The following is a 22,688-nucleotide window of genomic DNA, read 5'->3' as shown; positions in this document are numbered from 1 at the left end:
GGCATGCCGAGGCGGAAAAGGAAGCAATCGAAATCAGGGCTACCAGGCTAATCACAGCGAATTTCTTCATAAAGCCTCCATGCACTGCGTAATGCAGTATCAGGGCATCGGCATGTTGAGATGCTACTTGAATCAAAAAGCCCGGCACTGGGCTGGGCTCCGCAAACCGATATCGTCACGCCGATATCGGTCCTAAAACTTCTCAAGGAGTGCTGGCAAGTACTTAACAGCCGTTGCATCCCGTTCCTGAAAGTAGTCTAGGCAACGCGTTGGCATCCATACGCCATAGAAATAAGCTCGGAACTCGCCAAGAAGTTCGTTTGGAAAAGGCGCGCCTGCACGACTCGGCCATCTACAGAGGCACAAAGCTACTACGCCGGCGATCACCCCAGCTATCGGCGGTAGCGGTGGCGATGCTGGCGGGTTGTGCGACACCACCCAAGTTTCTTTGTTGAGCCTGGCCCCGTTAACCTTTGGACGGGTCCTGCGGAGTCCGATCTTTGTGCTGGGGCAGCGATCAAAACCATCAGCGCGAACCTCAAGCCCGGCGCTGAAAGTCAGTTTCGTATCAGCATCGATAATGGCCTGGTGCCACCGTTCGTCGGCTCGGTAGCAGTACCGCTGAACGATTTTCGCAGATTGGCGCTCTATGTCCGCGGACATTATCAGGTGCAAAAATGCAACGATCACTGCGGCGCTCTGCGGTAAAAACCTGGGCGCAGATCTACTCCCAAGTTGTAAACGAACAGAATATTGAGGACAAATATTTCAAATTGCTGAGGACGGCCGATGATATGGAGAGCAACGGCCTCATCGATGGGAGAGAGTGGAGGAAGCTTGTGCGCAAAGCCGGCGAATTCCTCGCAAGCACCGCAGAATAAGTCAGCGGGTGAGCGCTGCCCGGCTTTCCCCACCTTCCAGTAACGTTCAAGCGACCGTCGCAGCCCCCGCAAACGTCGGTTTTTTTGCCAACGTCTCCGGCACGGCCAGCCACACCAGCGCCAGCGCCACGGCGGCGACGCCGGCCAGGGTCAGGAAGGCGGCGTTGTAGCCCGCCTGCTGCACCACGAAACCGGCCAGGCTGCTGCTGAGCGCCGCCCCCAGACCAAACACCGTCGAGATCGCACCCAGGCTGACATTGAAGCGCCCGGTCCCCTGGGTCAGGTCCTTGACGATCACCGGGAACAGCGCGCCGAAAATGCCTGCGCCAATGCCGTCCAGCAATTGCACGGTCACCAGCCAGTACGGGTCGCCGGAGAGGGTATAGAGCACGCCGCGCAGCGGCAGAATAATGAAACCGGCCAGCAGCAACGGTTTGCGTCCCCATACATCCGCCTTGGCGCCCACCAGCCAGGCCACCGGCACCATCACCAATTGCGCAGCGACGATGCAGGCCGAAGTCAGCGGCGTAGCCATCTGCAGGTTGATCTGCGAGAGCTTCTGGCTGACCAGCGGCAGCATGGCTGCATTGGCCAGGTGGAACAGGGCGCAGCAAATGGCGAACAGCAGCAGCGGGCGGTTGGACAGCAATACCTTCACGCCGGAGGGTTGTTCGTCGTCGGTGTGATGGGCAGGGTCGAAGCCGCGTGCGACGTCGTGGTCAATAGCCGCGGCAGGAACGCAGCTGACGGCCACAAGACTGGCGACCGCCATGAAGGCCATCAGGTAAAACACCACGACCGGACCGAACAGGTAAGCCAGGCCTCCGGCCAACAGCGCGGCTACGGCATTTCCGGCATGGTTGAAGGTTTCGTTGCGCCCGGTACGCCTGGTAAAGGCCTTGGGCCCGGTAATGCCCAGGGAAATCGCTGAAATCGCCGGGGCAAATACGGACGCCGCCACGGCGCTGGCGGCCTGGGTGAGCGCCACCAGGCTGAAGTTGCTGACGAACGGCAGTATCAGGCAACTGGCTGTCACAAGGATCGCGGCAATGGCGATGACTGCGCGCTTGCTGCGGGTTCGATCGAGCAGCGCGCCCGCCGGCCCCTGTGTCATCAGCCCGGCGATGCCCGCCAGGGTCATCACCACGCCAATACTGGCCGGGTCCCATTTATGCACGGCGAGCAGGTAGATGGCCAGGTACGGCCCGAGGCCGTCACGCACATCCGCCAGGAAGAAGTTCAGGCTGTCCAGGGACAGGTTGGTGCGCAGGTCGGAGTGTCGGGCCACGGCAAGATCTTCGAAAGCGGCGTCCAGGGGGGCTGGACACTCGTTGGGTTAATGACCTGAGCCAGTGAAGATTAGTTTCGTGATCACTCGGCCTTTATAGCAGCGTTATTGCGCAGGCAAAAAAAAGGTTCTTCACGGAATCCCGGGAAACACAGAAACAAGAACGCCGATTTGATTGATGATGTTCGTGCGAGCAAACACATCTACCAAACCGGCGTTCTTATGCGCGATATTAATACTTTCCTTCCTTTTTGGGAGGGCTTTTCTGTCGTCAACATCAAGCCTGATGGTGACGGTCTCCAGATCGATCTCACACCCCACGCCACCCGCTTCCCTTCCTGTGGAGGGTGCCAAAAACCCTGTTCAACCACTCATGAGTATTGCGAACGAATGATTCGTGATTTACCCATTCTCGGTCGTGCGGTGCGCCTCAGCGTTTTGCTCAGGCGTGTTGGTTGCCGCGACTGCGGCAAACGCATGGAGGCCGTTAGTTGGCTGGATCGCTATGCCCGCATGACGCGTCGCTTGGCCGATGCGGTCATTCAAGCCTGCGAGCGACTTCCCACCCTGCACGTGGCCCAGATGTTTGGGCTGCATTGGGATACCGTTCGGTTGCTGGAGCGTCGAGCCTTACAGGCGGCGTTGGCCACGCTGCCGAAGGCGCAACCACGACGCCTGGTGATGGATGAATTCGCGCTGTTCAAAGGGCATCGCTACGCCAGTGTGGTGTTGGATGCCGATACACGACGAGTGCTATGGATCGGCGAAGGCCGCAGCCGGGCGGCGGTTCGGCCCTTTTTCGAAGAGCTGGGGCCGGATGGGCAATTGCATGAACTTGACCAGCCATTTGCATTCGACTTGACCAGTCGTTTGCATCCGACTTGACCAGTGCGCATGATGCCAGTGTGAATCCTGCCCGGGTGGCAATGACGGCTGCCGGGCTTCTGTCCTATCAAATAATCAGCACGCGCTTAGGAGAGGAACATGAAAGGTTTTCTGGTCACTTTCTTTACTCAACAGAATCGTCGCTATCAGGGAAAGATGCTCGGCGACTGGATCGTTGATTTGGCGAAAGAAATGGGACTGCGGGGTGCGACTCTGTCCACAGGTATCGAAGGCTTTGGGCATACCGGCCGGCTGCATTCCTCGCATTTTTTTGAACTAGCGGATCAGCCTACCGAAATTCGTATGGCCATTACCGAGGACGAATCTGTGCAGTTATTCAAGCGATTGGAGCTTGAAGATATCTCGTTATTTTACATAAAAACCCCAGTTGAGATGGGCTTCGCCGGAACAGAAGTCACCTAGTCTGGCCTGCTTTCATAAGCGGTGACTCGAAGACGCCTACGCTTGCCTCGTGCTCCGAAACACGATTTTACATTTTGGACAGAGCTCGCTAAGATCGGCTCATTGGAGATGGCATTCCTCCATTAACCAACCGCTGTGCCCGTAGCAGCTGATGATGCCTACAGAAACCTGATCAACCAGGTCTGTAGGCGTTCGCGCCCAGAATCCCCTTTTTGGTCAGGCCCACTTACATTTTTGTGGCTGGCCAAATGTCTAAATTTCGACGACCTGAACAACTCGACTTACTGCCCTATATTGCGAAATGGCTTGCGCTTGCTGGTCTTGTAGCTCTTTTGGCAGGCTCTGCCTCTGCGTTATTCCTCCTTTCTTTGGATCATGCCACCCAGTGGCGAGAAGCCCATCCCTGGGTGCTCTGGCTCCTGCCAGTTGCTGGCTTTGCCGTGGGACTTGCGTATCACCTGATAGGCAAACCAGTTGATGCCGGAAACAACCTGATCATCGATGAGATCCACGATCCTAAAAAGACTATTCCCTTGCGCATGGTGCCGATGGTGCTAATCGGAACCGTGGTTTCCCACCTCTTCGGTGCATCTGTGGGACGTGAGGGAACGGCGGTGCAGATGGGCGGCGCTCTTGCGGATCAATTGACGCATGTCTTTCGGCTACGCCGCGAAGATCGCCGGGTGATTCTCATGGCCGGTATCAGTGCTGGCTTTGCGTCCGTCTTCGGCACCCCTCTTGCCGGGGCTTTGTTCGGACTTGAAGTGTTGGCCATCGGACGCATGCGTTACGACGCGCTTTTCCCTTGCGTGGTTGCGGCAATCGTTGCTGACCAGGTGGGGAAAGCCTGGGGAGTGGTTCATACGCATTACGTCATTGGCGAAGTGGTTCCCGTGCAGCTCTGGAGCGTCATGGCTGTGGTCGCCGCTGGGATTATCTTCGGCCTCACTGGCCTGCTATTCGCGACGACCACCCATAAGCTAGGGGCTTTCGTTAAACGACTTATCTCCTATTCGCCATTACGACCATTCGCCGGCGGCCTTCTGATCGCAGTGGCAGTGTGGGCGCTTGGTAGCAACCATTACACCGATGTCGATAAGTACATCGGACTGGGGATTCCGAGCATCGTCCAATCCTTTCAAATGCCAATGGCTCCTTGGGACTGGCTTGGAAAGATGTTGTTCACCGTTGTCTCCCTGGGGACTGGATTCAAGGGCGGCGAAGTCACTCCGCTGTTTTACATTGGAGCCACCTTGGGGAACGCGCTAGCGCCCCTCTTACATCTTCCCTTCGGCATGCTGGCTGGTATCGGTTTTGTCGCTGTCTTCGCTGGTGCAGCTAATACGCCACTGGCAACCATTGTCATGGCCATGGAGCTCTTCGGGCCTGAAATTGCTCCGCTTGCAGCCATTGCCTGTATCGCAAGTTACCTCGTATCCGGGCATACCGGGATCTATCACGCCCAGCGCGTCGGTCACAGCAAGCATCACCGTCCTCTGCCGAAGGAAATCCGGCTCTCCGATATCAAGCAATTTCATGCTCAAAGTGAATCCGCCAGCGAGCGCAAAGTGACTTTTATTGGGGAAGAGAAATGACCGAACATCGCCAAGATCGCCTGACAGCTTTGCAGCTCTATTTCCCTGGCGCTAGTCGGGCTCGAGTTACAAATTTCTGGCATCACCTGAGTGCGCCCGCACTTGCCCAACACCTTCTTAAAGTCGCGCAGAAAGCCAAGATTGATCAGGTCATGCTCAAACCGATTTCTGCGGGCTATTTGACGGGCCATCGCATTTCCCATCATCACCCGGAGCTTGGTGATATGCGTCATCCGCAGTGTCTGGAATTGCTGGATACAGAGGTCAAGCTGCGCACCTTCCTGCGCGACCACGCTGACGAGTTGCGCAAGGTGCGAGCAGTTCTTCTCTTATGCGAGTTACCGCTCAGTGAAGCCTTGTAATTCAGTTCGAAGAAACAGTTCGCAAATGAAGAGGCATAGCCGACTAACCGTTGGTCGCTCTCGCCACATTAGAGGATGTTGCCATGAATGGCTTTCAACTGACGTTTTTCACTGAACAGAGTACCAACTACCAGCATCTTCCACTCGGGGAGTGGCTGGTTGAGTTCGCCAAACGAGAGGGCATGTTGGGAGCGACGCTGGTGAGCGGTACGGAAGGCCTGGATCATTTAGGACATTTGCATACCGCGCATTTCCTCAGCGGTGCTGATCATCCGGTCACAGTGACGATATCCACTGATGAGCCCGGGTGCGAGAAGTTGCTGGAAGCATTGGCCAAGGAGGCGTTTTCGCTGAGCTTTATCAAATTGCCCATCGAGTACGGTCGAGTGGGCCAGGCGAAAAGCTGAAAACCACGGTTTGTTGGACAACCAGTAAAAAGGATAAACGCCATGTACCGAATTTATAACCTGCGTCCACAGCCAGCCCCCGTCAACTGGGCTCGTGACAACAGGCCGCTCCTCGTAGGACTGGTTTTTTGGGCGCTTTTTTTGGCGGGCATTGCAGGCAGCCAAAAGGTATCGAGCGAGGGTTGGTACATCGTCACCTCGCTCGAAGGCGCCTTGGTCACGATGCGCATGCCCAGTGAGAAATCCTGCAAGGCAGACGTGACCATCACCTGCGTACCTGGCTACGAGCTGAGAGCACAGCAACGTTGAACGTTACGAGCGCGATGGTGGTGGGCAATCCAAAGATGAGATTGCGAAATGGAACTCACCGACGTCGGCTCATCAAAACCACTTTAGAGAAATGGGATACCACATGAGCGCAGTGATGCTGAGCATCGTATTCGGGCTTGTGATGGGCAGGCTTTTTACAGGATCCGTCTATGAATTCGTCGCGCTTTTCATCGTAAGCATTGGAGTGTCGTTGCTGACGTTTCATCTGCTAGATCAAAGGCGGGCCATGCTACAAGCCCAGACTGCGTACTGCTGTTCTGTGATGGTTGCGTCAAACCAAATGCTGGAGCTTTTCCAGATGGCAAAGGGAGGGCAATTCATGCCCTTGGTGGGAGAGATTCCTGAGCTAATTATTGGAGGCTTCTTGGTTCCCGCAATTGCGGTGTCGGCAGTGCAGCTGTTCAGAATACTCATGGAGAGCTGACTTCCGAAATCGAGGCCTCTCGACTTATTCACATGGTTAATGACGTTCCCGAATCGTCCCTTGGAGAAAATCAATGAAAACGCAAATCCAGGCTATTCATGCACGTGAAATTCTCGATTCACGCGGTAACCCTACCGTTGAAGTCGACGTCACCTTGGAGTGCGGAACACTGGGCCGGGCTTCAGTCCCGTCCGGTGCCTCTACAGGCGCTCACGAAGCTGTTGAGTTGCGTGACCATGATCCAAAGAGGTATTCCGGCAGAGGAGTGTTAAAGGCCGTTAGCAATGTGAATACCGAAATACTTGAGTCTCTGAGAGGCCAGGATGCAGTTGACCAGGAACAGATTGATCATCTGATGATTAAGCTGGATGGAACACCTGATAAGTCTAGGCTTGGAGGAAACGCCATCTTGGGCGTCAGCCTCGCCGTAGCCAGAGCGTCGGCTTCTGCGATGAAAGTGCCCTTGTTCCAATATCTGGGCGGCGAGCAAGCAGCAAGAATGCCCGTCCCAATGTTCAATATTCTCAATGGCGGTGTTCACGCAAACTGGCAAGGCCCTGACTTCCAAGAATTTATGATTGCACCTACAGGGGCTGGCAGTTTCAAGGAAGCCTTGCGTTGGGGCGCTGAGGTGTACCACGAGCTGAAAGCGGTGCTTAAGGACGCCGGCTACTCAACAGCGGTCGGAGATGAAGGCGGCTTTGCGCCGACGCTCAAGAAAAACTCAGATGCCATTGAGCTGATCATTAAGGCAATTGAAAGGGCCGGTTATACCCCTGGATCTCAGATCGAGATCGCTATCGACCCAGCATCCAGCGGTTTCTATGAGAACGGTCTTTACCATCTGCGCTCTGAAGGTCGTAAGGTCGATGCTCAAGAGCTGATTAGTCTCTATTCCTCCTGGGTCGACAAGTACCCGATTGCGGTACTGGAAGATGGCCTCGCGGAAGACGATTGGTCGGGCTGGAAGCAATTGAATGCTGCGCTGGGTAACCGGATCGAGTTGGTTGGAGATGACCTGTTTGTCACCAACGTCGAACGGATTCAACGAGGCATCAAAGAAAACGTCGCCAATGCTGTACTGATTAAACCCAATCAAATCGGAACCCTGACTGAGACCAAAGCCGCCATCGTAATGGCTTACGGGGCAAATTGGGGAGCTATGGTTTCTCATCGTAGCGGGGAGACTGTAGACAGCTTCATCGCAGATCTGACTGTTGCCATGGGTACTGGCCATCTCAAGACGGGCGCTCCATGTCGAGGGGAGCGGGTCGAGAAATACAATCAGTTTCTGAGAATAGAAGAGCATCTTGGCAGCCATGCGTTTTATGCAGGACATGATGCATTCGTGCGCTGACGGCCTATAGCCGGTAAACCTGTTGTACTGGTTACCGTAAAAAACGAACCACATATCGCTGTTGGCAAAAACGTCAGTGGCATTGGCCTTTCCTAGACGCTTGGAGATATGAGCATGAGCTACACGGATATTCCAGCTGGTAACGCGATCCCCGATGACTTCTTCACCGTTATCGAGATTCCTGCAAACCACTCGCCGATCAAGTACGAGGTGGACAAGCCGAGTGGACAAATTTTCGTAGACCGCTTCCTCAGCACGCCCATGTTCTATCCGGCCAACTACGGGTTCATTCCAAATACGTTGAGCGATGACGGAGACCCGTTGGACGTCTTGGTGATTTGCCCTTACCCGGTATCGCCTGGCGTTGTCATTCGTAGTCGCCCGGTTGGCGTGATGTACATGACGGACGAAGCTGGAGCGGATGCCAAGGTGATCGCGGTGCCTCATGAAAAACTAAGCTCTGTGTACAGCAACATAAAGGAATTCTCTGACCTCCCTGCATTACTCCTCGCACAGATCCAGCACTTCTTCGAAAGCTACAAGGCATTGGAGCCGGGTAAGTGGGTAAAGATGGGCCGTTGGGGGAGCGCAGATGAGGCCCGAGAAGAGATTCGCAAATCGGTAGCTACGTATAAACCAAAAAAGGGGGACCACTCGCCACATTAAAGGATGTGGCCACCTGTGTACCGAGCTACGCTCCAAGCACTGCAATAATGTCACTGATGGCGAAGTAACCCAAGGACTGCATTCCTGAACGGACTAGAGATTCCCGAGGCATTTAAAGGGTGTCAGTTCACTCAATGATAGCCTGCCTGATCGTTAACCTTTCCTCGGAACACGGAGTAGCTCCAAATGGTGTAGCCCAGAATGATCGGGATAATGAGCAGAGCACCTACAAGCATAAAACCTTGGCTTTGCGGGGGGGCTGCGGCATCCCAGATCGACGTCAACGGTGGGACGATGTTCGGCCACAGGCTGATGCCGAGGCCGCTGTAACCCAGAAAGATCAATACCAGGGTCAAGATAAAAGGCGCGTAGTGAGCACTGCTCGCCACGGCCCTGAACAACCCCCACATAGTCACCAACACTAGGACTGGCACCGGCAGGAACCAGAACAGGTTCGGTAGGCAGAACCAGCGTGCAGCGATATCGCCATGGGCGAGCGGCGTCCATAAGCTGACCACGGCGATCACAGCCAGCAGTGCCAACGTCAAAGGACGGGCCAGGTTATGCATGGCTTTTTGCAGCACGCCTTCAGTTTTCATGATCAGCCAGGTGCAGCCAAGCAAGGCATACGCAACTATCAGCGCAGCGCCGCAGAACAGACTGAACGGCGTCAGCCAGTCTAGGCCGCCCCCGGCGTACTGGCGATCGACCACCGGGAGGCCGTCGATGTAGGCGCCCAACGCCACGCCCTGGAAGAAGGTCGCCACCAGGGAGCCGCCGATAAAGGCCTTGTCCCAGATGTGGCGCTTCTCGTCAGTGGCCTTGAAACGGAACTCGAAGGCCACGCCGCGGAAAATCAGCCCGAACAGCATGAAAATCAGCGGCAGGTACAGGGCCGACAGGACCACCGAATAGGCCAGCGGGAAGGCGCCGAACAACGCCGCGCCGCCAAGCACGAGCCAGGTTTCGTTGCCGTCCCAGACAGGCGCGACCGTGTTCATCATTACGTCGCGATCGCCCGAGCCCTTCATGAAAGGAAAAAGAATGCCAATCCCTAGGTCAAAGCCGTCCATAATTACGTACATCATGATGCCGAAGATGATGATCACGGCCCAAATCAGCGGAAGATCAATGCCCATGAGTCAATGCCCCTTGTGATGGCTATCAGCATCGCCACCGTGGGCGGCAGATAGAGGACGGGCAGGTGTTCGCAGATGGCCAGGCCCACCGTGGCTAAGCGCGTCGCCTTCGTGATTTTGGGGTCCTTTACGTACCAGGCGCATCATGTAGCCCAAGCCGGTTCCGAAAAGCGCGAAATAAACCAGGACAAACAGCACTAAGGTAATGCTCATCTGCGCCACGCTATGGTTCGACGAAGCATCGGCAGTGCGCAGCAGTCCATACACTACCCAAGGCTGACGACCGATTTCAGTGGTAAACCAGCCGGCCAATAGGGCGATCAGCCCTGACGGCCCCATAAGCATCAGGAAGTATAAGAACGAGCGGCACCGGTAGAGCGTGCCGCGCTTTCGCAACCATAGACTCCACAGTCCAGTGAAAATCATCAGCATTCCCAAGCCAACCATGATACGGAACGACCAGAACACGATAGTCGAGTTGGGGCGATCCTCCGGCGCAAAGGATGCCAAGGCAGGAATCTGACGATCCAGGCTGTGGGTAAGGATCAAACTGCCCAAGTAGGGAATCTCGACGGAAAACCGGGTCTTCTCAGCCTTCATATCGGGCCAGCCAAACAGGATCAACGGCGTCGGCTCATTGCCCACGTTTTCCCAGTGGCCCTCTATTGCCGCAATTTTTGCCGGCTGATGCTCCAAAGTGTTCAACCCGTGAGCATCGCCCACCACGGCTTGTATCGGCGCCACAATCAACGCCATCCACATCGCCATTGATAACATTCGACGGACGGCCGGGTTATCGCGACCTCCCAACAGGTGCCAGGCTGCTGAAGCGCCGACAAAGAACGCCGTTGCCACGAAGGCAGCAATCGACATGTGCACCAGGCGGTAAGGAAAAGACGGATTGAAGATAATCTTCAGCCAGTCCATCGGAATCACTTGACCATGATCAATTTTGAAGCCCTGTGGGGTTTGCATCCAGCTATTAGAGGCGAGAATCCAGAACGAGGAAACCAAGGTGCCAACGGCCACCATCACGGTAGAAAAGAAATGTAGGCCACGGCCGACTCTACTCCAACCAAAAAGCATCACACCCAAGAATCCAGCTTCAAGAAAGAAAGCCGTCAGTACCTCGTAGGTCAGTAGGGTCCCCGTTATAGGGCCGGCGAAATACGAAAATCTGCTCCAATTGGTACCGAACTCATACGCCATGACCAATCCTGACACCACACCCATACCGAAGTTGACTGCGAAGATTTTGATCCAAAAGTGGTATAAGGTCCGATAGGTATTGTCATGCGTCCTCAACCAAAGACCTTCCAACACTGCTAGATAAGCAGCCAGCCCGACGGTAACTGCCGGGAACAGGATGTGGAATGAAACGGTGAAAGCGAACTGCATTCGCGCGAGGTCAAGAGCTTGAAGATCGAACATATCGTGGCCTCCTAATGGCAATTTCGTATCAATAGAGGAAGCGTCTTGTCAGTGTCGACTCACCAAGGCACCGCCCCCCTCGGGATTTCGCTTGAAGCGCGAGAAATTTTTCTGCTGATGCCGAACGTTGCGCAACTGACGCGCTGGGTGATTTCCCAGTCCACGGGCGACAAAACCTTGCCGTATTTCGATCCGTTGGATGGCGGCGTCTACGCCAAAATATTGATATTGCTAGAGTCACCCGCGCGAACGGTCAGTCGTGCACGGTATGTCTCACGAGACAATCCGGGGCCTGCACAACGCAACCTCAAAAGTTTCATGGAACAGGTTGGGTTGGAACGCCGAGAGACCGTTATCTGGAATCTATATCCTTGGCTGCCCGATCTTGAAAAGCCCAAGGCGTCGCTCCGCAGGGCGCAAATTGAGGAGGGAATTGAGAAGCTAATCACGCTGCTTCCGCATTTTCCTGATCTCGCGACTGTCGTATTTGCCGGACGTGTCGCTCAGCAGGCGATGCTGCGGGTTCGACACGCCTTTCCCGATATCTCATTGCTCGAGATGCCACACCCCAGCCCGCTTTCTGTTTGCACTCACCCGAGTGTTCGGCAACGCATCCTATCCACGCTGCGTGACGCCAAACAGTCGATTGAGTAGCCAAAGGTTCAGGGTTTGCTCATCTTGTTCAGCGAGGCGATGCAGGGCGAGATGAACAAGTTGCCGCGATACGCGCCTACCAAAGTTTTGGCCGCGACGATGATCCACATGATCGCAAGCAGCAATACCAGTACCACGCCCACAAAATTGAAGAACGCGAGGTGCAACATGGAGCCCAATTTAAGGGTAGTCACCGCATACACGCCTAGCGGAAAGGTGAAACCCCACCAGCCGAGGTTGAAAGGAATACCCTCCCTGAAGTAGCGACCGGTAATCAGCAGCGCCAAAACCATCCACCACAATCCAAGCCCCCAAAACAGCACACCACCGATCAAGCCAATGCCCTCGGCAACGCCTCCGATGCCGGCCATTCCATGAGCGGCGAAGATCGCCGGAGCGTCGCTGCCGAGTACCAGCATCCCCAACGCACCAGTACCAATGGGCCCTAATGAAAGCCAGCTCGATGCCGCCATGCTCTCATGAGGCAATTTATGCAATGCCATGCGCAGCAGCAGAATCACCAGAATACTCAAGGCAACGGGCACTGAGTATGCCCATAGCACGTAGCTGGTGATCAACAGGGTGAACTGTGCACTCGCATCAGCAAGGTGCGGCGCCAGTAGCCCACCACTGGCGGCGGCTACCTCGGCCGCAACCACAGGTAGCAGCCATACTGCTGTCATCTGGTCGATACTGTGCTGCTGGCGGGTAAACATCATGAACGGGATCAGAACCCCGCACGCCAACGCCATGGCGACATCGATCCACCACAGGACTTCAGCTAAAGCGACAACCCCATCCCCCCAGCGTGGCAAGCCATAAAGGAGAAATCCGTTGATGATTGTCGCCAGCCCCATGGGGATGGTTCCAAAAAACATCGACACGGTGGAGTGACCGAAGATCTGTTTGGCTTCATTAAAGAACAGGGCCCAGCGGCTTGCGTACAACACCGTAAAGAGGCAAAACAACGCGATATTGAAAAACCACAAGGCTTCACCTAACACTTTGGGCCACTGCGCGGCAAATGGCAGTTGGCCCAAAGCCAGAGCCAGAATCCCGGTGCCCATCGTGGCGGCGAACCAGTTAGGTGTGAACTGCCGGATCGCTTCTCGTGGATTGGACAATGCTGCCAGTGGATGGCTGCCGCCCATAATCGCTGCGAGTCGTGTATCACTCATTTTCGCGCTCCCGCTTCAGTGTTCATTCAATGTGACTTGCCTGAAGTATAGCTTGATGAGGTTAGCGGCTAAACGGATAGTATAGGTTTACGTTACCTGTTAAAGAGGTAGAAAATTGAAGTTAAGCCTACGTCAATTGCAAATCTTCTGCGCCATTGCGCAACAGGGCAGCACCACCAGCGCGGCCATCGCTGTGTCACTTTCGCAATCGGCCACCAGCGCCGCACTCAACGAGTTGGAAAGCGCCTTGGATACCCGGCTTTTCGATCGCGTAGGCAAACGCTTGGTGTTAAACAATAACGGCCAAGCATTACTGCCCCAGGCCAGAAGCATGCTTGAGAACGCGTTGCAGATAGAAAACAGCTTCCTTCCAGGGCATGCAGAGCTGAAGACTCGCTTGCGGGTAGGCTGTAGTACCACTATAGGCAACTATGTTTTGCCATTGATACTTGGCGAGTTACGCCAATCGGCTCCGCACCTGCGGGTCGATGTTGATATGGCCAACAGCATGGCTATCGCCCGGAAGGTCGCAGATTTCGAGATTGATATGGGACTGATTGAGGGACCGTGCCACTTGCCCGAACTGAGTGCCGAACCTTGGCTTGTAGATGAACTGCTCATTGTAGCGGGCCAACGTCACCCTTTAGCACTCAAGTCGCAGGTCACCCTTGATGACCTGCGTACTGCTGAGTGGCTTCTCCGCGAACCTGGCTCGGGCACTCGGGAGGAAGTCGAACAGTTGCTGTTGCGTCACCTGCACGACCTCGCTGAAACCCGCCAGATCGGCAGCTCAGAAGCCATCAAACACGTCCTTGCACAAGGCATCGGCATCAGTTGCCTGTCGAGCAGGGTCGTTCGGGATCTGCTGACTTCTCAAGACCTGATTGAACTGCCGCATGCGTTGCCTGGGCTGAGCCGGCGCTTTTTTCTGATCCGCCACCGGGAAAAATTCATCTCGTCCGGACTTGAACGGTTCTGGCAAAGTTGCACTCAGTTTGCGAGCCAAAGCTAACGAAATCTATTTGAAAAGTAGGTAACTACTACCACAACAACTTGTTTTCGGAATTTATCCCAAGCGCTTAAGGTCAACTCATTGTCTAGCAGCAATCAGCGAGCTGCATTTGCCAAGGCGCAATCTCACGCCTGGCTGCCCCTTGTGAGGAACCTCTGATGAATGTGATCAAGAAAACAGTGACTGCACTGGCGTTGGGTATCGCGCTCGCCGCATCAATGAGTGCGTCGGCAGCGGAAGATCGCTGGACCTTCGATGGTGATATTCATAACAACTCACTGGCTGTCAGCCCTGACGAATCGACAGCCGTAGTCTCCTACAGTCAGCGTCCTGACGTGGTGGTCTACGACTTGAAAACCGGCAAGGTTCGTCAGGTTCTCACCGGCTATATCACGCCACGCAACATTGTCTTTTCTCCAAACGGCGATGTGTTCTACCTTTCCGACAGCAGCTTAGGGGTCGTTCGTAAGATCGACACCAAAACATTAAAAGTCATCGCAGATCTTCCGTTAGGTGCAGGTGCTTTTGGTACCACGCTCAGCAAGGATGGGAGCCTGCTCTACGTCAACAACGAGGCCGCCAGCACCTTGTCGGTTATTGACCTTGATCACCAACGACCAGTAGCTGTGGTACCTGGCTTCTCCCAACCGCGCCAAGGCATCCGAGTAAGCCCTGACGGCAAAACCGTCTATGTCACCAACTTTCTTGGCGACAAAATCACCCTGGTCGACAGCAAGACCAATAAGATCGAAGGTGAGATCACTGGCTTCAACAAGTTGCGCGCCATCTCCATATCGGCCGACGGCAATACGCTGTACGCGGCTAACAGCGGCAGTAACAGCATCGCAGTTGTCGACACTCAAAAACGCGCTATCACAACCACCGTTATGGTGGGCAAAGACCCCTACGGTGCAGCCCTGACTCCAGACGGACTGCACGTCTACTCGGGTAACCTGGGTGACAACACCCTGTCAGTGATAGACACCAAAACGCTGAAAGTGACGACCACTGTGACCGGTTTGAAGGCACCCCGCCAGGCCATTGTCTTCACCAAAGACAAGTCGAAGGCTTATGTCCTCAACGAGGACCTGAGCATCTCCACCGTCGATCTCGCCAGCAACAAGGTGGTATCGACGCTCAAGGCTGACTGATCGAAACAACGCAGGCCTTCTCGAGGGCCTGCTGATACTCCACGACCTGGTGAATAATAATGAATGGAAGTGATGAGTTCTGGATGATGAATCGCCGTCGTTTACTCGGGTTGGCCACTAGCGCTGGTCTCGCTAGCCTGCTTCCGCGCCAAGCCCTTTCTGGAACGGACTTGGCGCAACTAGATAGGATCGAATCCGCAGAGTCCGAACGACGCCTTGTACGTTTTCCAGAGAAAACGGGACTGATTCTGATTACTGATCGTCCGCCGCAGTTGGAAACGCCGCTGCATTATTTTCGCCAGGACCTGACGCCTAACGAAGCCTATTTTGTTCGGTGGCATCTGTCGGGGTATCCAACTCAGGTCGATACGCGAACCTTTCGACTGCGTCTCGATGGCCAGGTTGCCAATCCTCAGTCTTTTTCTCTTGATGCCTTGGTCAACGAGTTCGAGCCCGTGACACTGGTGGCCATGAACCAATGTTCAGGCAATGCCAGAAGCTTGTTTGGTCCTAAACCTCCTGGTGGGCAATGGCAATTTGGCGCGATGGGAAATGCACAGTGGACAGGCGTTCGCCTCAAGGACCTCCTTGATCGTGCAGGTGTTAAAGCAGGAGCAGTCGAGGTGGCAATTTCTGGGCTGGATGAGTCGCCAATGCCAGGCTTGCCAAAGATCGTGAAGTCATTGAAGTTTGACCATGCCAATGATGGTGATGTGATGGTTGCATACGCAATGAATGGCGCACCACTGCCGATGCTCAATGGCTTTCCATTGCGCTTAGTGGTACCCGGTTGGTACGCGACTTACTGGATTAAATCATTGGCTCACATTGAGGTGCTAGATAAACCTTTAAGCAATATTTGGATGAACCAAGCCTACCGAATTCCTGATAATCCAGAGATCAACGAGGAGCCAGGAAACCTCTCCAAGAAAACGGTACCCATCAACCGCTTTGTCACTCACTCCGTATTCGTACGTCCAGAACCCGAAGAACTATTGCTTGTAAATCATCCATACATGCTAGAGGGCTTAGCCAATGATGGCGGCGATGGTATCGCTCGGGTTGAGGTTTCAGTTGACGGCGGGCGTACTTGGGCAGATGCGACGCTCGACCCCGAGATCGGCCGGTTCTCTTGGCGTCGGTGGCGCTTCGTATGGACCCCCCTTGACAAAGGCCGATACACGTTCAAGGTCCGCGCCACCAACCGCGCCGGGCAAGGTCAACTGACCACCCAGTGGAATCGGGGAGGCTATGCGCGCCGGGTTATCGAACAAACCACTGGAATGGTGGTGTGAGATGACGACATTTCTCCAGCCTAGAATGCTCTTTTTTGCCTTGATGTGTAGCCTACCTATTTGGATACCAAGCGCCTTTGCGGCCGAGGAACCGAAGGTCGATTTTGGTGCTCCCGTGCACTCAATCACTGTTCCCCACGACGAGCCCTACTTGCCGGACGGTCCGGGGCGCAGCGAATTTCTGGCACAATGCGTGATCTGCCATTCTCCTCGTTACGTTACCAACCAACCTGCATTTCCGCGTAAAACCTGGGCGGCTGAGGTCGCCAAAATGCGCGACGAATATGGAGCGCCCATCCCCGACGAAGCCGTACAACCAATCATCGATTATCTGATGTTCTTCAATGGCAAGGAGACACCATGAGTGATCCTGTTCGCGACACATCGGCCCATGGGATTTCCCGAACTGCATTGGCTATGTTGATTGGTGTATTGGCGCTCGGCACGTTGATATCTTGGAAGGTCATCGGCACCCACGGCGCCTCGGATATCACCCGACGAGGAGATGCTCTCCCGTCGCGAGTGGACTCAACAGATAAGGTCGAGTTGACCACTGCATTGGTCGGCGCAGGCGCAATTGTGGTCCAACAGCGTTGCGCAGGGTGTCATGACGCGACTCAACGTTCGGTAGGTCCTAGCTGGAATGCAGTCCTTGCACGATATAAATCTGTAATTGGGACGAAGCCGCTTAATCACGAAGCATTGGCTGTCATGGTCGCTGCCATTTCCCATCCCCAACCAGGATGGGATGGTTATTCTGCAGGGCCTACGGACATAACACTGACGCCGGAGGAGCGATCAGGAACGGCAGCATGGATTCTAAGCCGCTCCAAAACCGTTTCGTTGAAGGAGCTAAGCCATGAGTAGACTGATAGCTGGAACAGAGCATGCTCTAGACGCGAATCAACCCTCGGATATTTTGCCGCGCATTGATTACGATCTTATCAAAGCCCACGGTTATGCAGCAGTGATCACACTGTTTCTATCAGCTCTTGCGGGCCTGCTTGTTGCTCTGAAGCTGACAATGCCCGATCTGCTGAGTAGCCACGCAGCGCTGACCTGGGGTCGCCTGAGGTTCGATCACACACAAGGTATTTTTTTTGGTTGGCTTGCCAATGCTTTCTTTGCGTTCTGTTACCACATGGTCCCGCGCCTGGCTGATCGCCCGGTGTTCAGTCGCAGATTGGGCTGGGTCATTTTCTATATTTGGAATCTTGGTGTCCTTTTGCCCGGATGGTTACTTATTTCCCTCGGGCTCGATAGCCCATGGTTCGCAATACAGTCTTTAGAATGGGCGGAGTTCCCAATGATCGTGGACCTAGTGGTAGTACTCGGTCTGATTTTGGTATGTGCCCAATTCGCGGGGCCTTTCTTGCTTAAGCGGCAACGAGGAGGCTTGTATATTTCGGCTTGGTACCTGATCGGCGGAGCCGTATTTACGCTGCTTGCATATCCAGTAGGAAATTTCGCGCCTGCATTTATCCCCGGCGCGCAAGGTGCTGCATTCAGCGGGCTTTGGATTCACGACGCAGTGGGTTTGTTCGTTACGCCATTTGTACTTGCGATCTCTTACTACATTATTCCGGCCGCCACCAATCGACCTATCTATAGCCACTTTTTGTCAATGATCGGTTTCTGGTTTCTATTCTTTTTTTATCCGCTCAATGGCACTCACCATTACGTCTATTCGGCTATCCCCATGGACGCGCAGAAGGCGGCCATTATCGCCTCCGTGTATTTGGGCATGGACGTGATACTAGTTGTATTCAACCAACTGATGTCACTGCGAGGCCAAGCTTCGACAGTCGCAAGCGATGTCCCTCTGAGGTTTGTCTGGACGGGCACGGTGTTCTATTTAATCGTCAGTTTGCAGGGCGCGTTCCAGGCTCTGATGCCGGTCAACCGATTGACTCACTTTTCCGATTGGGTAATTGGCCATTCGCATCTCGCGATGCTGGGTTTTGCAACCTTCGTTGCCGCTGGCGGGATTGCCCATGCCTGGCAGCGTATACCAAACAACCGCTACAGCGCAGCGGCGATGAATTGGGCTTACTGGCTGATAACTATCGGCCTACTGGCCATGTTCACCACACTAACGGCCGGCGGTTTGGTACAGGCACAAATATGGGAAACCACCGCGCCGTGGATGGACTCTGTACGCGCATCTCTGGCGTACTGGTGGATCAGAGACCTAAGCGGATTGCCGATTCTGGCAGGCTTCATCGCGTTTTTCCTGGGCCTAACTACAGGAGCCCGAAACAACGGTGCTGCCGTAAGTACCTCTCCCGTCATTCACCCTACGTTAGCGGGAGTTTAAGGTATGCAAACGGTTACCAAGCATCGCCTGTTCAATAGCGCCTATCTGATCATATTTGTAGCCGGTATCGGCTTCTTTATCTTGTCGTTTATGCTGCTCGGGATATTGCCTGGGAAGCAACTGCAAAAGGAAATCGAGGCCCGTGCACCTGCCAACATGCAACAGTATTCCGCGAAAGAAGAACGAGGGCGCATTGTATATGCCCGCGAAGGGTGCGGTTATTGTCATACTCAACAAGTACGATTCGTAGCTCAGGACGTCAGTCGCTGGGGGGCGCCCACTGAAGCATGGGAAACGAAATACGACTACCCACAACTCTGGGGGACTCGCCGCATTGGTCCTGATTTAGCTCGGGAAACCGAGGTACGAAGTAATGATTGGCATCTGACCCACCTATTCAATCCTCGATATGTCGTTCGTGACTCTGTAATGCCTGGCTATCCCTGGTTGTTTAAAGGTGATGCCAACAAACCGACATCGGATGGAATTGACCTCGTTGCCTACTTACAGACGCTTGGTAGAGCTAGAAAAGTTTCGGGTTATGACGATCCGCTTCAGGCGCAGGTTGACGCTCAACAATCAACCCAGAAGAGCAGTAACGCGATGTCGCACGACAGCATGGCAGATGAAGAAATGTCGGCGTCACTCAATGTAAGCCAAGATGCAATCGCCGCGCGACCTCGCTTGGATGGGCCAGTGCCTGGCTTTGTGATACCTACTAACGCAAATGACCGCTCGATCGCATTACGTCTGGGACAAGCGGCTTTCGCGGAGAACTGCGCCGGGTGCCATGGTCCGAGTGGAACAGGTGATGGCTTAGCGGCGCCGACGTTGCTGCCACGTCCGGCTAACCTGCGCGATGCACAATTTACAACCCGGCATTTAGCCGATGTTTTGTGGAACGGCAGGCCCGGGACAGCAATGCCCGCTTGGAGAGACCTTGATAACTCAACGCTGGTGGCACTCACGCTTTATGTGCAAAGCCTGCATACAGCGGACGAGCGCGCCTTGCCGTCTAGCGACGTAGCGCTTGGGCAGTCTCTATTTTCCACCAATTGTGCTAGCTGCCACGGTGCCAGTGGCCAGGGCAATGGGCCTGCATCTCGCGGGCTCTCCCCACGCCCCGCGAACTTCTGGGAGAAGAAAGGCAACACGGCGTATCTGGAGAACGTCTTGCGTGAAGGCATACCAGGTACGGCAATGCCTCCCTGGAAAGCAGTGCTCTCGGACGAACAACGAACTGCTGTAGTTACCTATTTGCGTACGCTATACCAACCTACCGAGCAGGAGTGAATCATGTTTGCTTCAATGGTAATTGTGATGACCCTGATCGTTTCTGCATTCGTTGTAGCTTGGTGGGTCAGCCCTGAACTTCGGCTGTGGAGTGAGGCGCCCAAGCTCGTGATGCTTGAGCGTGAACGTCGTTTTGCTCAAATAAGAACGCCATTGGATCAACAGGGGGGGAAAGATCAGGGTTCCGGTAAAACATAATATTGGGAAGTTTTTTACGGAACTGGAATAGAACTGTCTGGCGTTCGTCTACTGTCTGGTCGCGTACTATTTCAAATAGCAGGCGAGCCTACAAAAATTCACAAAAACCAAAGGAATACGTATGTTCAAAAAAATGATCCTCACCGCTGCTGTTGCCGTCTGCTGCATATCTGGTTTTGCGTTCGCCGACGCGCCAGTCAAGGTTGCTGAAACAGACAAGGGAAAAGTACTCGTAGACGCGAAAGGAATGACTCTGTACACGTTCGGTAAGGACACCTCGGGCAAGTCGGTCTGCACTGGGCCATGCGCTGCAAACTGGCCACCTCTGGCAGTGTCGGCAAACGCCAAAGCGGATCATGATTATTCTGTCGTCACTCGAGACGATGGCACAAAACAATGGGCTTACAAAGGCATGCCACTTTACAGCTGGGTCAAAGATACCAAGCCAGGGGATACAACCGGCGACGGTGTCAACCAAGTCTGGCACGTTGCTAAACCGTAACCTCATTAATTAACAGGCTAGCATGCGCCCTGGCTTTGTCAGTGGCGCAAACTAGAAGTTTAACTACCTGATAGTTCCGCCAACGTGCGGCCGCTGCGCCTCACAAAGCATGATGGATCAGATCAACGTAAAATGGGGCCGAGGCACCGTACGCTCTTGAGATGTTCCCATAACGCCATACTGGGGTATGAAGCGCCAGATGCTAAGCCCCATTTGCACAACCCAGCTGGATCACCTCTGGACTGTTAAATTTAAATAGGGCTAGCACTGGGGCTGGGACTTACTAAAGGTTTCAACCCTCAGATCTGATTAAGGTAGGATGATTCAAAGAGCATAGCAAAAATCTTAATCCCGCCAATTATACATTATTGAAAAAACAGGTGATTGCGTTGCATTTGACCAACTGCTTGCATTCAATTTGACCAATTGCATTCGTATTGCCCACCTGGATAAACACCGGATCCTATTGCAACCGTTTGCGACTTTTGATCCTTCGCATTGATTCGCCTTTCAGTTCTATAACGTGGGACTTGTGAACGATACGGTCAAGAATTGCATCGGCAATCGTGGGGTCGGAGAACAGGTCATACCATTTTTCTTTAGGGTACTGACTTGTAATCAACAATGAGCCGTTCTGTGACTGCTCGTCGATAACGTCCAGGAGGAACGGGCCCAACTGGGCGTCAATGCCACCGATGCCCAAATCATCTATGACTAATAATTCTGCGCGGATCAAATGCCGACGTAGTTTAGGCGTGGTGTGGTCAGCGTAAGAAAGTGAGATTTCTTCAAAAAGCTTCGTGGCAGTGCGATACAGCGTCGCTCGCCCAAGGCGGCAGGCTTGGTTTCCGAGTGCGCAAGCGAGCCAGGTTTTGCCAGTGCCCGTAGCGCCCGTGATGATCACATTCTGACGTCGCGCTAACCACTCGCACTCACCAAGGGACATGACCGTATTGCGGTCTATGCCTCGAGACGCCTTGAATTCAATGCTGTCTATTGTGGCTTCATTCTCACGAAGCCTTGCGTTCTTTAGCAAACGTCCAACCTTTCTGCTCTCACGCTCGCTATTTTCGGCATCCATCATTAAACCAAGCCTTGTTTCGAATGGTTCTTTCAGCAGCGCCGGTGTTTCAAGCTGACGCTCGTAGGCTGCTGCCATCCCGTGCAGACCAAGAGACATAAGGTTTTGGGCAGTATCGAGGATTGACTTCATAGCGGCTCATCTCCCTGTGAGGCGTAGTATTCAGCACCACGTATGTTGGCGTGTTCGACCAAGGGGGCGGATCTTCGGTAGTTGGGGCGCAGGTCAGATTCGTTCCGAAGGATCGAACGCAGCCGCTCAGAACTTAGGATGTTCAAGCTATTCGCATAGCCGCACGCGGACTCAAGGCGTGACGGTGTGATTGCCCCTTTGCGAACGTCACGTTTCAGGCCAACAACGACCTTCAAACCGGTCGAGAAATCTTTCCGCAGGTTGAGGTTGTCCTTCACGAAACGGAGCGTTTCCGGCCCAATAGTCTCAGCCCAGACAATCAGAGCTTCCGGCTGGGAGTCCTGGAAATATCTGTGATTCGGGGCCAAGTGCTCTTTGAGAGTGCTAGTGCCCCGCTGACGATTGAGCTTGTGCGAGCCGATGAGACGGCGCTGATGAATGATTTCGAGCCAATCGTCTCGCACGCGCAAATCGACAAGAAGATTCGCGAAGTGGTAAGGAACCGAGTAGCTGTGCTCTTCAAATTGTACGTGGTAGTCGCTGCCTACCCTAACCTGATACTGTAGTGGTCAACTAATCCCGGACACGACGTTAAGTTTTTCCTCGGCCCGCGCTGGGGCCAACCCATCGTTGAATTGATGAGGCCTAATCCAGTTATAGCGATGCATCAAAAAATGGCTGATATCG

General features: G+C 54.2%; 25 protein-coding genes, 2 pseudogenes and 1 riboswitch. Of the genes and pseudogenes, 21 read left to right on the top strand and 6 right to left on the bottom strand.

Annotated elements, in window-relative coordinates; genetic code table 11:
* Nucleotides 1–677 precede the first annotated feature (677 nt).
* Nucleotides 678–881 carry a hypothetical protein gene (locus tag TU75_RS22930; RefSeq protein WP_003236665.1) on the top strand — a complete coding sequence of 68 codons (204 nt, stop codon included), beginning with the start codon at nucleotides 678–680 and terminating at the stop codon, nucleotides 879–881.
* A gap of 46 nt (nucleotides 882–927) precedes the next feature.
* On the opposite strand, the gene TU75_RS22925 is transcribed toward TU75_RS22930, so the two are convergent.
* Nucleotides 928–2,169, bottom strand: coding sequence for an MFS transporter (locus tag TU75_RS22925; RefSeq protein ID WP_003236666.1), 1,242 nt, complete (start codon nucleotides 2,167–2,169; stop codon nucleotides 928–930).
* Between the two features lie 222 nt (nucleotides 2,170–2,391).
* Between TU75_RS22925 and TU75_RS22920 the strand changes: the two are divergent.
* From TU75_RS22920 to ppa, 9 genes and pseudogenes are all read left to right on the top strand, one after another.
* Nucleotides 2,392–3,045, top strand: a pseudogene (locus TU75_RS22920) (helix-turn-helix domain-containing protein); the annotation flags it as partial.
* A 108-nt stretch (nucleotides 3,046–3,153) separates the two neighbouring features.
* Entirely contained in the window at nucleotides 3,154–3,477 is a 324-nt protein-coding gene (locus tag TU75_RS22915; RefSeq protein WP_012723172.1) for a DUF190 domain-containing protein, read from the top strand.
* 95 nt (nucleotides 3,478–3,572) lie between these two features.
* Nucleotides 3,573–3,645, top strand: a riboswitch (Fluoride riboswitch).
* 80 nt (nucleotides 3,646–3,725) lie between these two features.
* Nucleotides 3,726–5,072, top strand: coding sequence for a voltage-gated chloride channel family protein (locus tag TU75_RS22910; RefSeq protein ID WP_012723171.1), 1,347 nt, complete (start codon nucleotides 3,726–3,728; stop codon nucleotides 5,070–5,072).
* Complete coding sequence (locus TU75_RS22905; RefSeq protein ID WP_012723170.1) at nucleotides 5,069–5,434, top strand: hypothetical protein; 366 nt, start codon at nucleotides 5,069–5,071, stop codon at nucleotides 5,432–5,434. Before TU75_RS22910 ends, TU75_RS22905 begins: the two co-directional genes overlap by 4 nt.
* An 83-nt stretch (nucleotides 5,435–5,517) precedes the next feature.
* Complete coding sequence (locus TU75_RS22900; protein ID WP_012723169.1) at nucleotides 5,518–5,841, top strand: DUF190 domain-containing protein; 324 nt, start codon at nucleotides 5,518–5,520, stop codon at nucleotides 5,839–5,841.
* Nucleotides 5,842–5,883: 42 nt separating this feature from the next.
* Entirely contained in the window at nucleotides 5,884–6,150 is a 267-nt protein-coding gene (locus TU75_RS22895; protein ID WP_012723168.1) for a hypothetical protein, read from the top strand.
* Nucleotides 6,151–6,253: 103 nt separating this feature from the next.
* Nucleotides 6,254–6,595, top strand: coding sequence for a hypothetical protein (locus TU75_RS27820; RefSeq protein ID WP_032657050.1), 342 nt, complete (start codon nucleotides 6,254–6,256; stop codon nucleotides 6,593–6,595).
* Nucleotides 6,596–6,668: 73 nt separating this feature from the next.
* Entirely contained in the window at nucleotides 6,669–7,952 is a 1,284-nt protein-coding gene (eno, locus tag TU75_RS22885; RefSeq protein ID WP_012723166.1) for a phosphopyruvate hydratase, read from the top strand.
* Nucleotides 7,953–8,066: 114 nt separating this feature from the next.
* On the top strand, nucleotides 8,067–8,618 hold the full coding sequence (gene ppa, locus TU75_RS22880; protein WP_012723165.1) for an inorganic diphosphatase: 552 nt from the start codon (nucleotides 8,067–8,069) through the stop codon (nucleotides 8,616–8,618).
* Between the two features lie 131 nt (nucleotides 8,619–8,749).
* Here the strand turns inward: ppa and cydB are convergent, their stop codons facing one another.
* Complete coding sequence (cydB, locus tag TU75_RS22875) at nucleotides 8,750–9,757, bottom strand: cytochrome d ubiquinol oxidase subunit II (protein ID WP_012723164.1); 1,008 nt, start codon at nucleotides 9,755–9,757, stop codon at nucleotides 8,750–8,752.
* Between the two features lie 3 nt (nucleotides 9,758–9,760).
* Nucleotides 9,761–11,188 (bottom strand): cytochrome ubiquinol oxidase subunit I, encoded by a 1,428-nt coding sequence (locus tag TU75_RS22870; RefSeq protein ID WP_012723163.1) that lies wholly within the window; start codon nucleotides 11,186–11,188, stop codon nucleotides 9,761–9,763.
* Nucleotides 11,189–11,233: 45 nt separating this feature from the next.
* Here TU75_RS22870 and TU75_RS22865 point away from each other — a divergent pair, with 45 nt between their 5' ends.
* The gene (locus tag TU75_RS22865) at nucleotides 11,234–11,842 is read left to right on the top strand and encodes a uracil-DNA glycosylase (RefSeq protein WP_012723162.1); all 609 of its coding nucleotides are present in this window, start codon (nucleotides 11,234–11,236) and stop codon (nucleotides 11,840–11,842) included.
* An 8-nt stretch (nucleotides 11,843–11,850) separates the two neighbouring features.
* Here TU75_RS22865 and TU75_RS22860 read toward each other — a convergent pair whose 3' ends face one another.
* Nucleotides 11,851–13,020 carry a TDT family transporter gene (locus TU75_RS22860; protein WP_012723161.1) on the bottom strand — a complete coding sequence of 390 codons (1,170 nt, stop codon included), beginning with the start codon at nucleotides 13,018–13,020 and terminating at the stop codon, nucleotides 11,851–11,853.
* Between the two features lie 115 nt (nucleotides 13,021–13,135).
* Between TU75_RS22860 and TU75_RS22855 the strand changes: the two genes are divergently transcribed.
* The 10 genes from TU75_RS22855 (at nucleotide 13,136) to TU75_RS28700 (ending at nucleotide 21,047) form a co-directional block, all read left to right on the top strand.
* Nucleotides 13,136–14,032, top strand: coding sequence for a LysR family transcriptional regulator (locus tag TU75_RS22855; protein ID WP_012723160.1), 897 nt, complete (start codon nucleotides 13,136–13,138; stop codon nucleotides 14,030–14,032).
* Nucleotides 14,033–14,190: 158 nt separating this feature from the next.
* Nucleotides 14,191–15,183, top strand: a complete 993-nt coding sequence (locus TU75_RS22850) for a YVTN family beta-propeller repeat protein (protein WP_012723159.1) — start codon at nucleotides 14,191–14,193, stop codon at nucleotides 15,181–15,183.
* A 59-nt stretch (nucleotides 15,184–15,242) separates the two neighbouring features.
* A complete protein-coding gene (locus TU75_RS22845; RefSeq protein WP_103388956.1) occupies nucleotides 15,243–16,478 on the top strand; it encodes a molybdopterin-dependent oxidoreductase in 1,236 nt (411 codons plus the stop codon).
* Between the two features lies 1 nt (nucleotide 16,479).
* A complete protein-coding gene (locus TU75_RS22840) occupies nucleotides 16,480–16,842 on the top strand; it encodes a hypothetical protein (RefSeq protein WP_224265906.1) in 363 nt (120 codons plus the stop codon).
* Nucleotides 16,839–17,345, top strand: coding sequence for a c-type cytochrome (locus tag TU75_RS27515; RefSeq protein ID WP_012723156.1), 507 nt, complete (start codon nucleotides 16,839–16,841; stop codon nucleotides 17,343–17,345). Before TU75_RS22840 ends, TU75_RS27515 begins: the two co-directional genes overlap by 4 nt.
* Nucleotides 17,338–18,795, top strand: a complete 1,458-nt coding sequence (locus TU75_RS22835; protein WP_046722265.1) for a cbb3-type cytochrome c oxidase subunit I — start codon at nucleotides 17,338–17,340, stop codon at nucleotides 18,793–18,795. The genes TU75_RS27515 and TU75_RS22835 overlap by 8 nt, the downstream gene beginning before the upstream one ends.
* A gap of 3 nt (nucleotides 18,796–18,798) precedes the next feature.
* Entirely contained in the window at nucleotides 18,799–20,088 is a 1,290-nt protein-coding gene (locus tag TU75_RS22830) for a cbb3-type cytochrome c oxidase subunit II (protein WP_012723154.1), read from the top strand.
* Nucleotides 20,089–20,091: 3 nt separating this feature from the next.
* On the top strand, nucleotides 20,092–20,286 hold the full coding sequence (locus TU75_RS22825) for a hypothetical protein (RefSeq protein ID WP_032657047.1): 195 nt from the start codon (nucleotides 20,092–20,094) through the stop codon (nucleotides 20,284–20,286).
* 121 nt (nucleotides 20,287–20,407) lie between these two features.
* On the top strand, nucleotides 20,408–20,788 hold the full coding sequence (locus tag TU75_RS22820; protein ID WP_012723153.1) for a COG4315 family predicted lipoprotein: 381 nt from the start codon (nucleotides 20,408–20,410) through the stop codon (nucleotides 20,786–20,788).
* 169 nt (nucleotides 20,789–20,957) lie between these two features.
* A complete protein-coding gene (locus TU75_RS28700) occupies nucleotides 20,958–21,047 on the top strand; it encodes a DUF4113 domain-containing protein (RefSeq protein ID WP_311138688.1) in 90 nt (29 codons plus the stop codon).
* Nucleotides 21,048–21,251: 204 nt separating this feature from the next.
* On the opposite strand, the gene istB is transcribed toward TU75_RS28700, so the two are convergent.
* Both istB and TU75_RS28695 read right to left on the bottom strand, forming a co-directional pair.
* Entirely contained in the window at nucleotides 21,252–22,001 is a 750-nt protein-coding gene (istB, locus tag TU75_RS22815; protein WP_012723152.1) for an IS21-like element helper ATPase IstB, read from the bottom strand.
* A pseudogene (locus tag TU75_RS28695) lies at nucleotides 21,998–22,549 on the bottom strand (Mu transposase domain-containing protein); the annotation flags it as partial. The pseudogene TU75_RS28695 and the gene istB, both read right to left, overlap by 4 nt.
* Nucleotides 22,550–22,688: the final 139 nt, after the last annotated feature.

The sequence above is a fragment of the Pseudomonas poae genome, assembly GCF_001439785.1.
Taxonomy (GTDB): Bacteria; Pseudomonadota; Gammaproteobacteria; order Pseudomonadales; family Pseudomonadaceae; genus Aquipseudomonas; species Aquipseudomonas poae.
This window is presented reverse-complemented; position numbering and strand designations above follow the sequence as displayed.

What these genes read in the sequence shown, in the direction of transcription:
- TU75_RS22930 (WP_003236665.1), top strand. Translation starts at nt 678, where the DNA reads ATGCAACGATCACTGCGGCGCTCTGCGGTAAAAACCTGGGCGCAGATC.
- TU75_RS22915 (WP_012723172.1), top strand. Translation starts at nt 3,154, where the DNA reads ATGAAAGGTTTTCTGGTCACTTTCTTTACTCAACAGAATCGTCGCTAT.
- TU75_RS22910 (WP_012723171.1), top strand. Translation starts at nt 3,726, where the DNA reads ATGTCTAAATTTCGACGACCTGAACAACTCGACTTACTGCCCTATATT.
- TU75_RS22905 (WP_012723170.1), top strand. Translation starts at nt 5,069, where the DNA reads ATGACCGAACATCGCCAAGATCGCCTGACAGCTTTGCAGCTCTATTTC.
- TU75_RS22900 (WP_012723169.1), top strand. Translation starts at nt 5,518, where the DNA reads ATGAATGGCTTTCAACTGACGTTTTTCACTGAACAGAGTACCAACTAC.
- TU75_RS22895 (WP_012723168.1), top strand. Translation starts at nt 5,884, where the DNA reads ATGTACCGAATTTATAACCTGCGTCCACAGCCAGCCCCCGTCAACTGG.
- TU75_RS27820 (WP_032657050.1), top strand. Translation starts at nt 6,254, where the DNA reads ATGAGCGCAGTGATGCTGAGCATCGTATTCGGGCTTGTGATGGGCAGG.
- eno (WP_012723166.1), top strand. Translation starts at nt 6,669, where the DNA reads ATGAAAACGCAAATCCAGGCTATTCATGCACGTGAAATTCTCGATTCA.
- ppa (WP_012723165.1), top strand. Translation starts at nt 8,067, where the DNA reads ATGAGCTACACGGATATTCCAGCTGGTAACGCGATCCCCGATGACTTC.
- cydB (WP_012723164.1), bottom strand. Translation starts at nt 9,757, where the DNA reads ATGGGCATTGATCTTCCGCTGATTTGGGCCGTGATCATCATCTTCGGC.
- TU75_RS22870 (WP_012723163.1), bottom strand. Translation starts at nt 11,188, where the DNA reads ATGTTCGATCTTCAAGCTCTTGACCTCGCGCGAATGCAGTTCGCTTTC.
- TU75_RS22860 (WP_012723161.1), bottom strand. Translation starts at nt 13,020, where the DNA reads ATGAGTGATACACGACTCGCAGCGATTATGGGCGGCAGCCATCCACTG.
- TU75_RS22850 (WP_012723159.1), top strand. Translation starts at nt 14,191, where the DNA reads ATGAATGTGATCAAGAAAACAGTGACTGCACTGGCGTTGGGTATCGCG.
- TU75_RS22845 (WP_103388956.1), top strand. Translation starts at nt 15,243, where the DNA reads ATGAATGGAAGTGATGAGTTCTGGATGATGAATCGCCGTCGTTTACTC.
- TU75_RS22840 (WP_224265906.1), top strand. Translation starts at nt 16,480, where the DNA reads ATGACGACATTTCTCCAGCCTAGAATGCTCTTTTTTGCCTTGATGTGT.
- TU75_RS27515 (WP_012723156.1), top strand. Translation starts at nt 16,839, where the DNA reads ATGAGTGATCCTGTTCGCGACACATCGGCCCATGGGATTTCCCGAACT.
- TU75_RS22835 (WP_046722265.1), top strand. Translation starts at nt 17,338, where the DNA reads ATGAGTAGACTGATAGCTGGAACAGAGCATGCTCTAGACGCGAATCAA.
- TU75_RS22830 (WP_012723154.1), top strand. Translation starts at nt 18,799, where the DNA reads ATGCAAACGGTTACCAAGCATCGCCTGTTCAATAGCGCCTATCTGATC.
- TU75_RS22825 (WP_032657047.1), top strand. Translation starts at nt 20,092, where the DNA reads ATGTTTGCTTCAATGGTAATTGTGATGACCCTGATCGTTTCTGCATTC.
- TU75_RS22820 (WP_012723153.1), top strand. Translation starts at nt 20,408, where the DNA reads ATGTTCAAAAAAATGATCCTCACCGCTGCTGTTGCCGTCTGCTGCATA.
- istB (WP_012723152.1), bottom strand. Translation starts at nt 22,001, where the DNA reads ATGAAGTCAATCCTCGATACTGCCCAAAACCTTATGTCTCTTGGTCTG.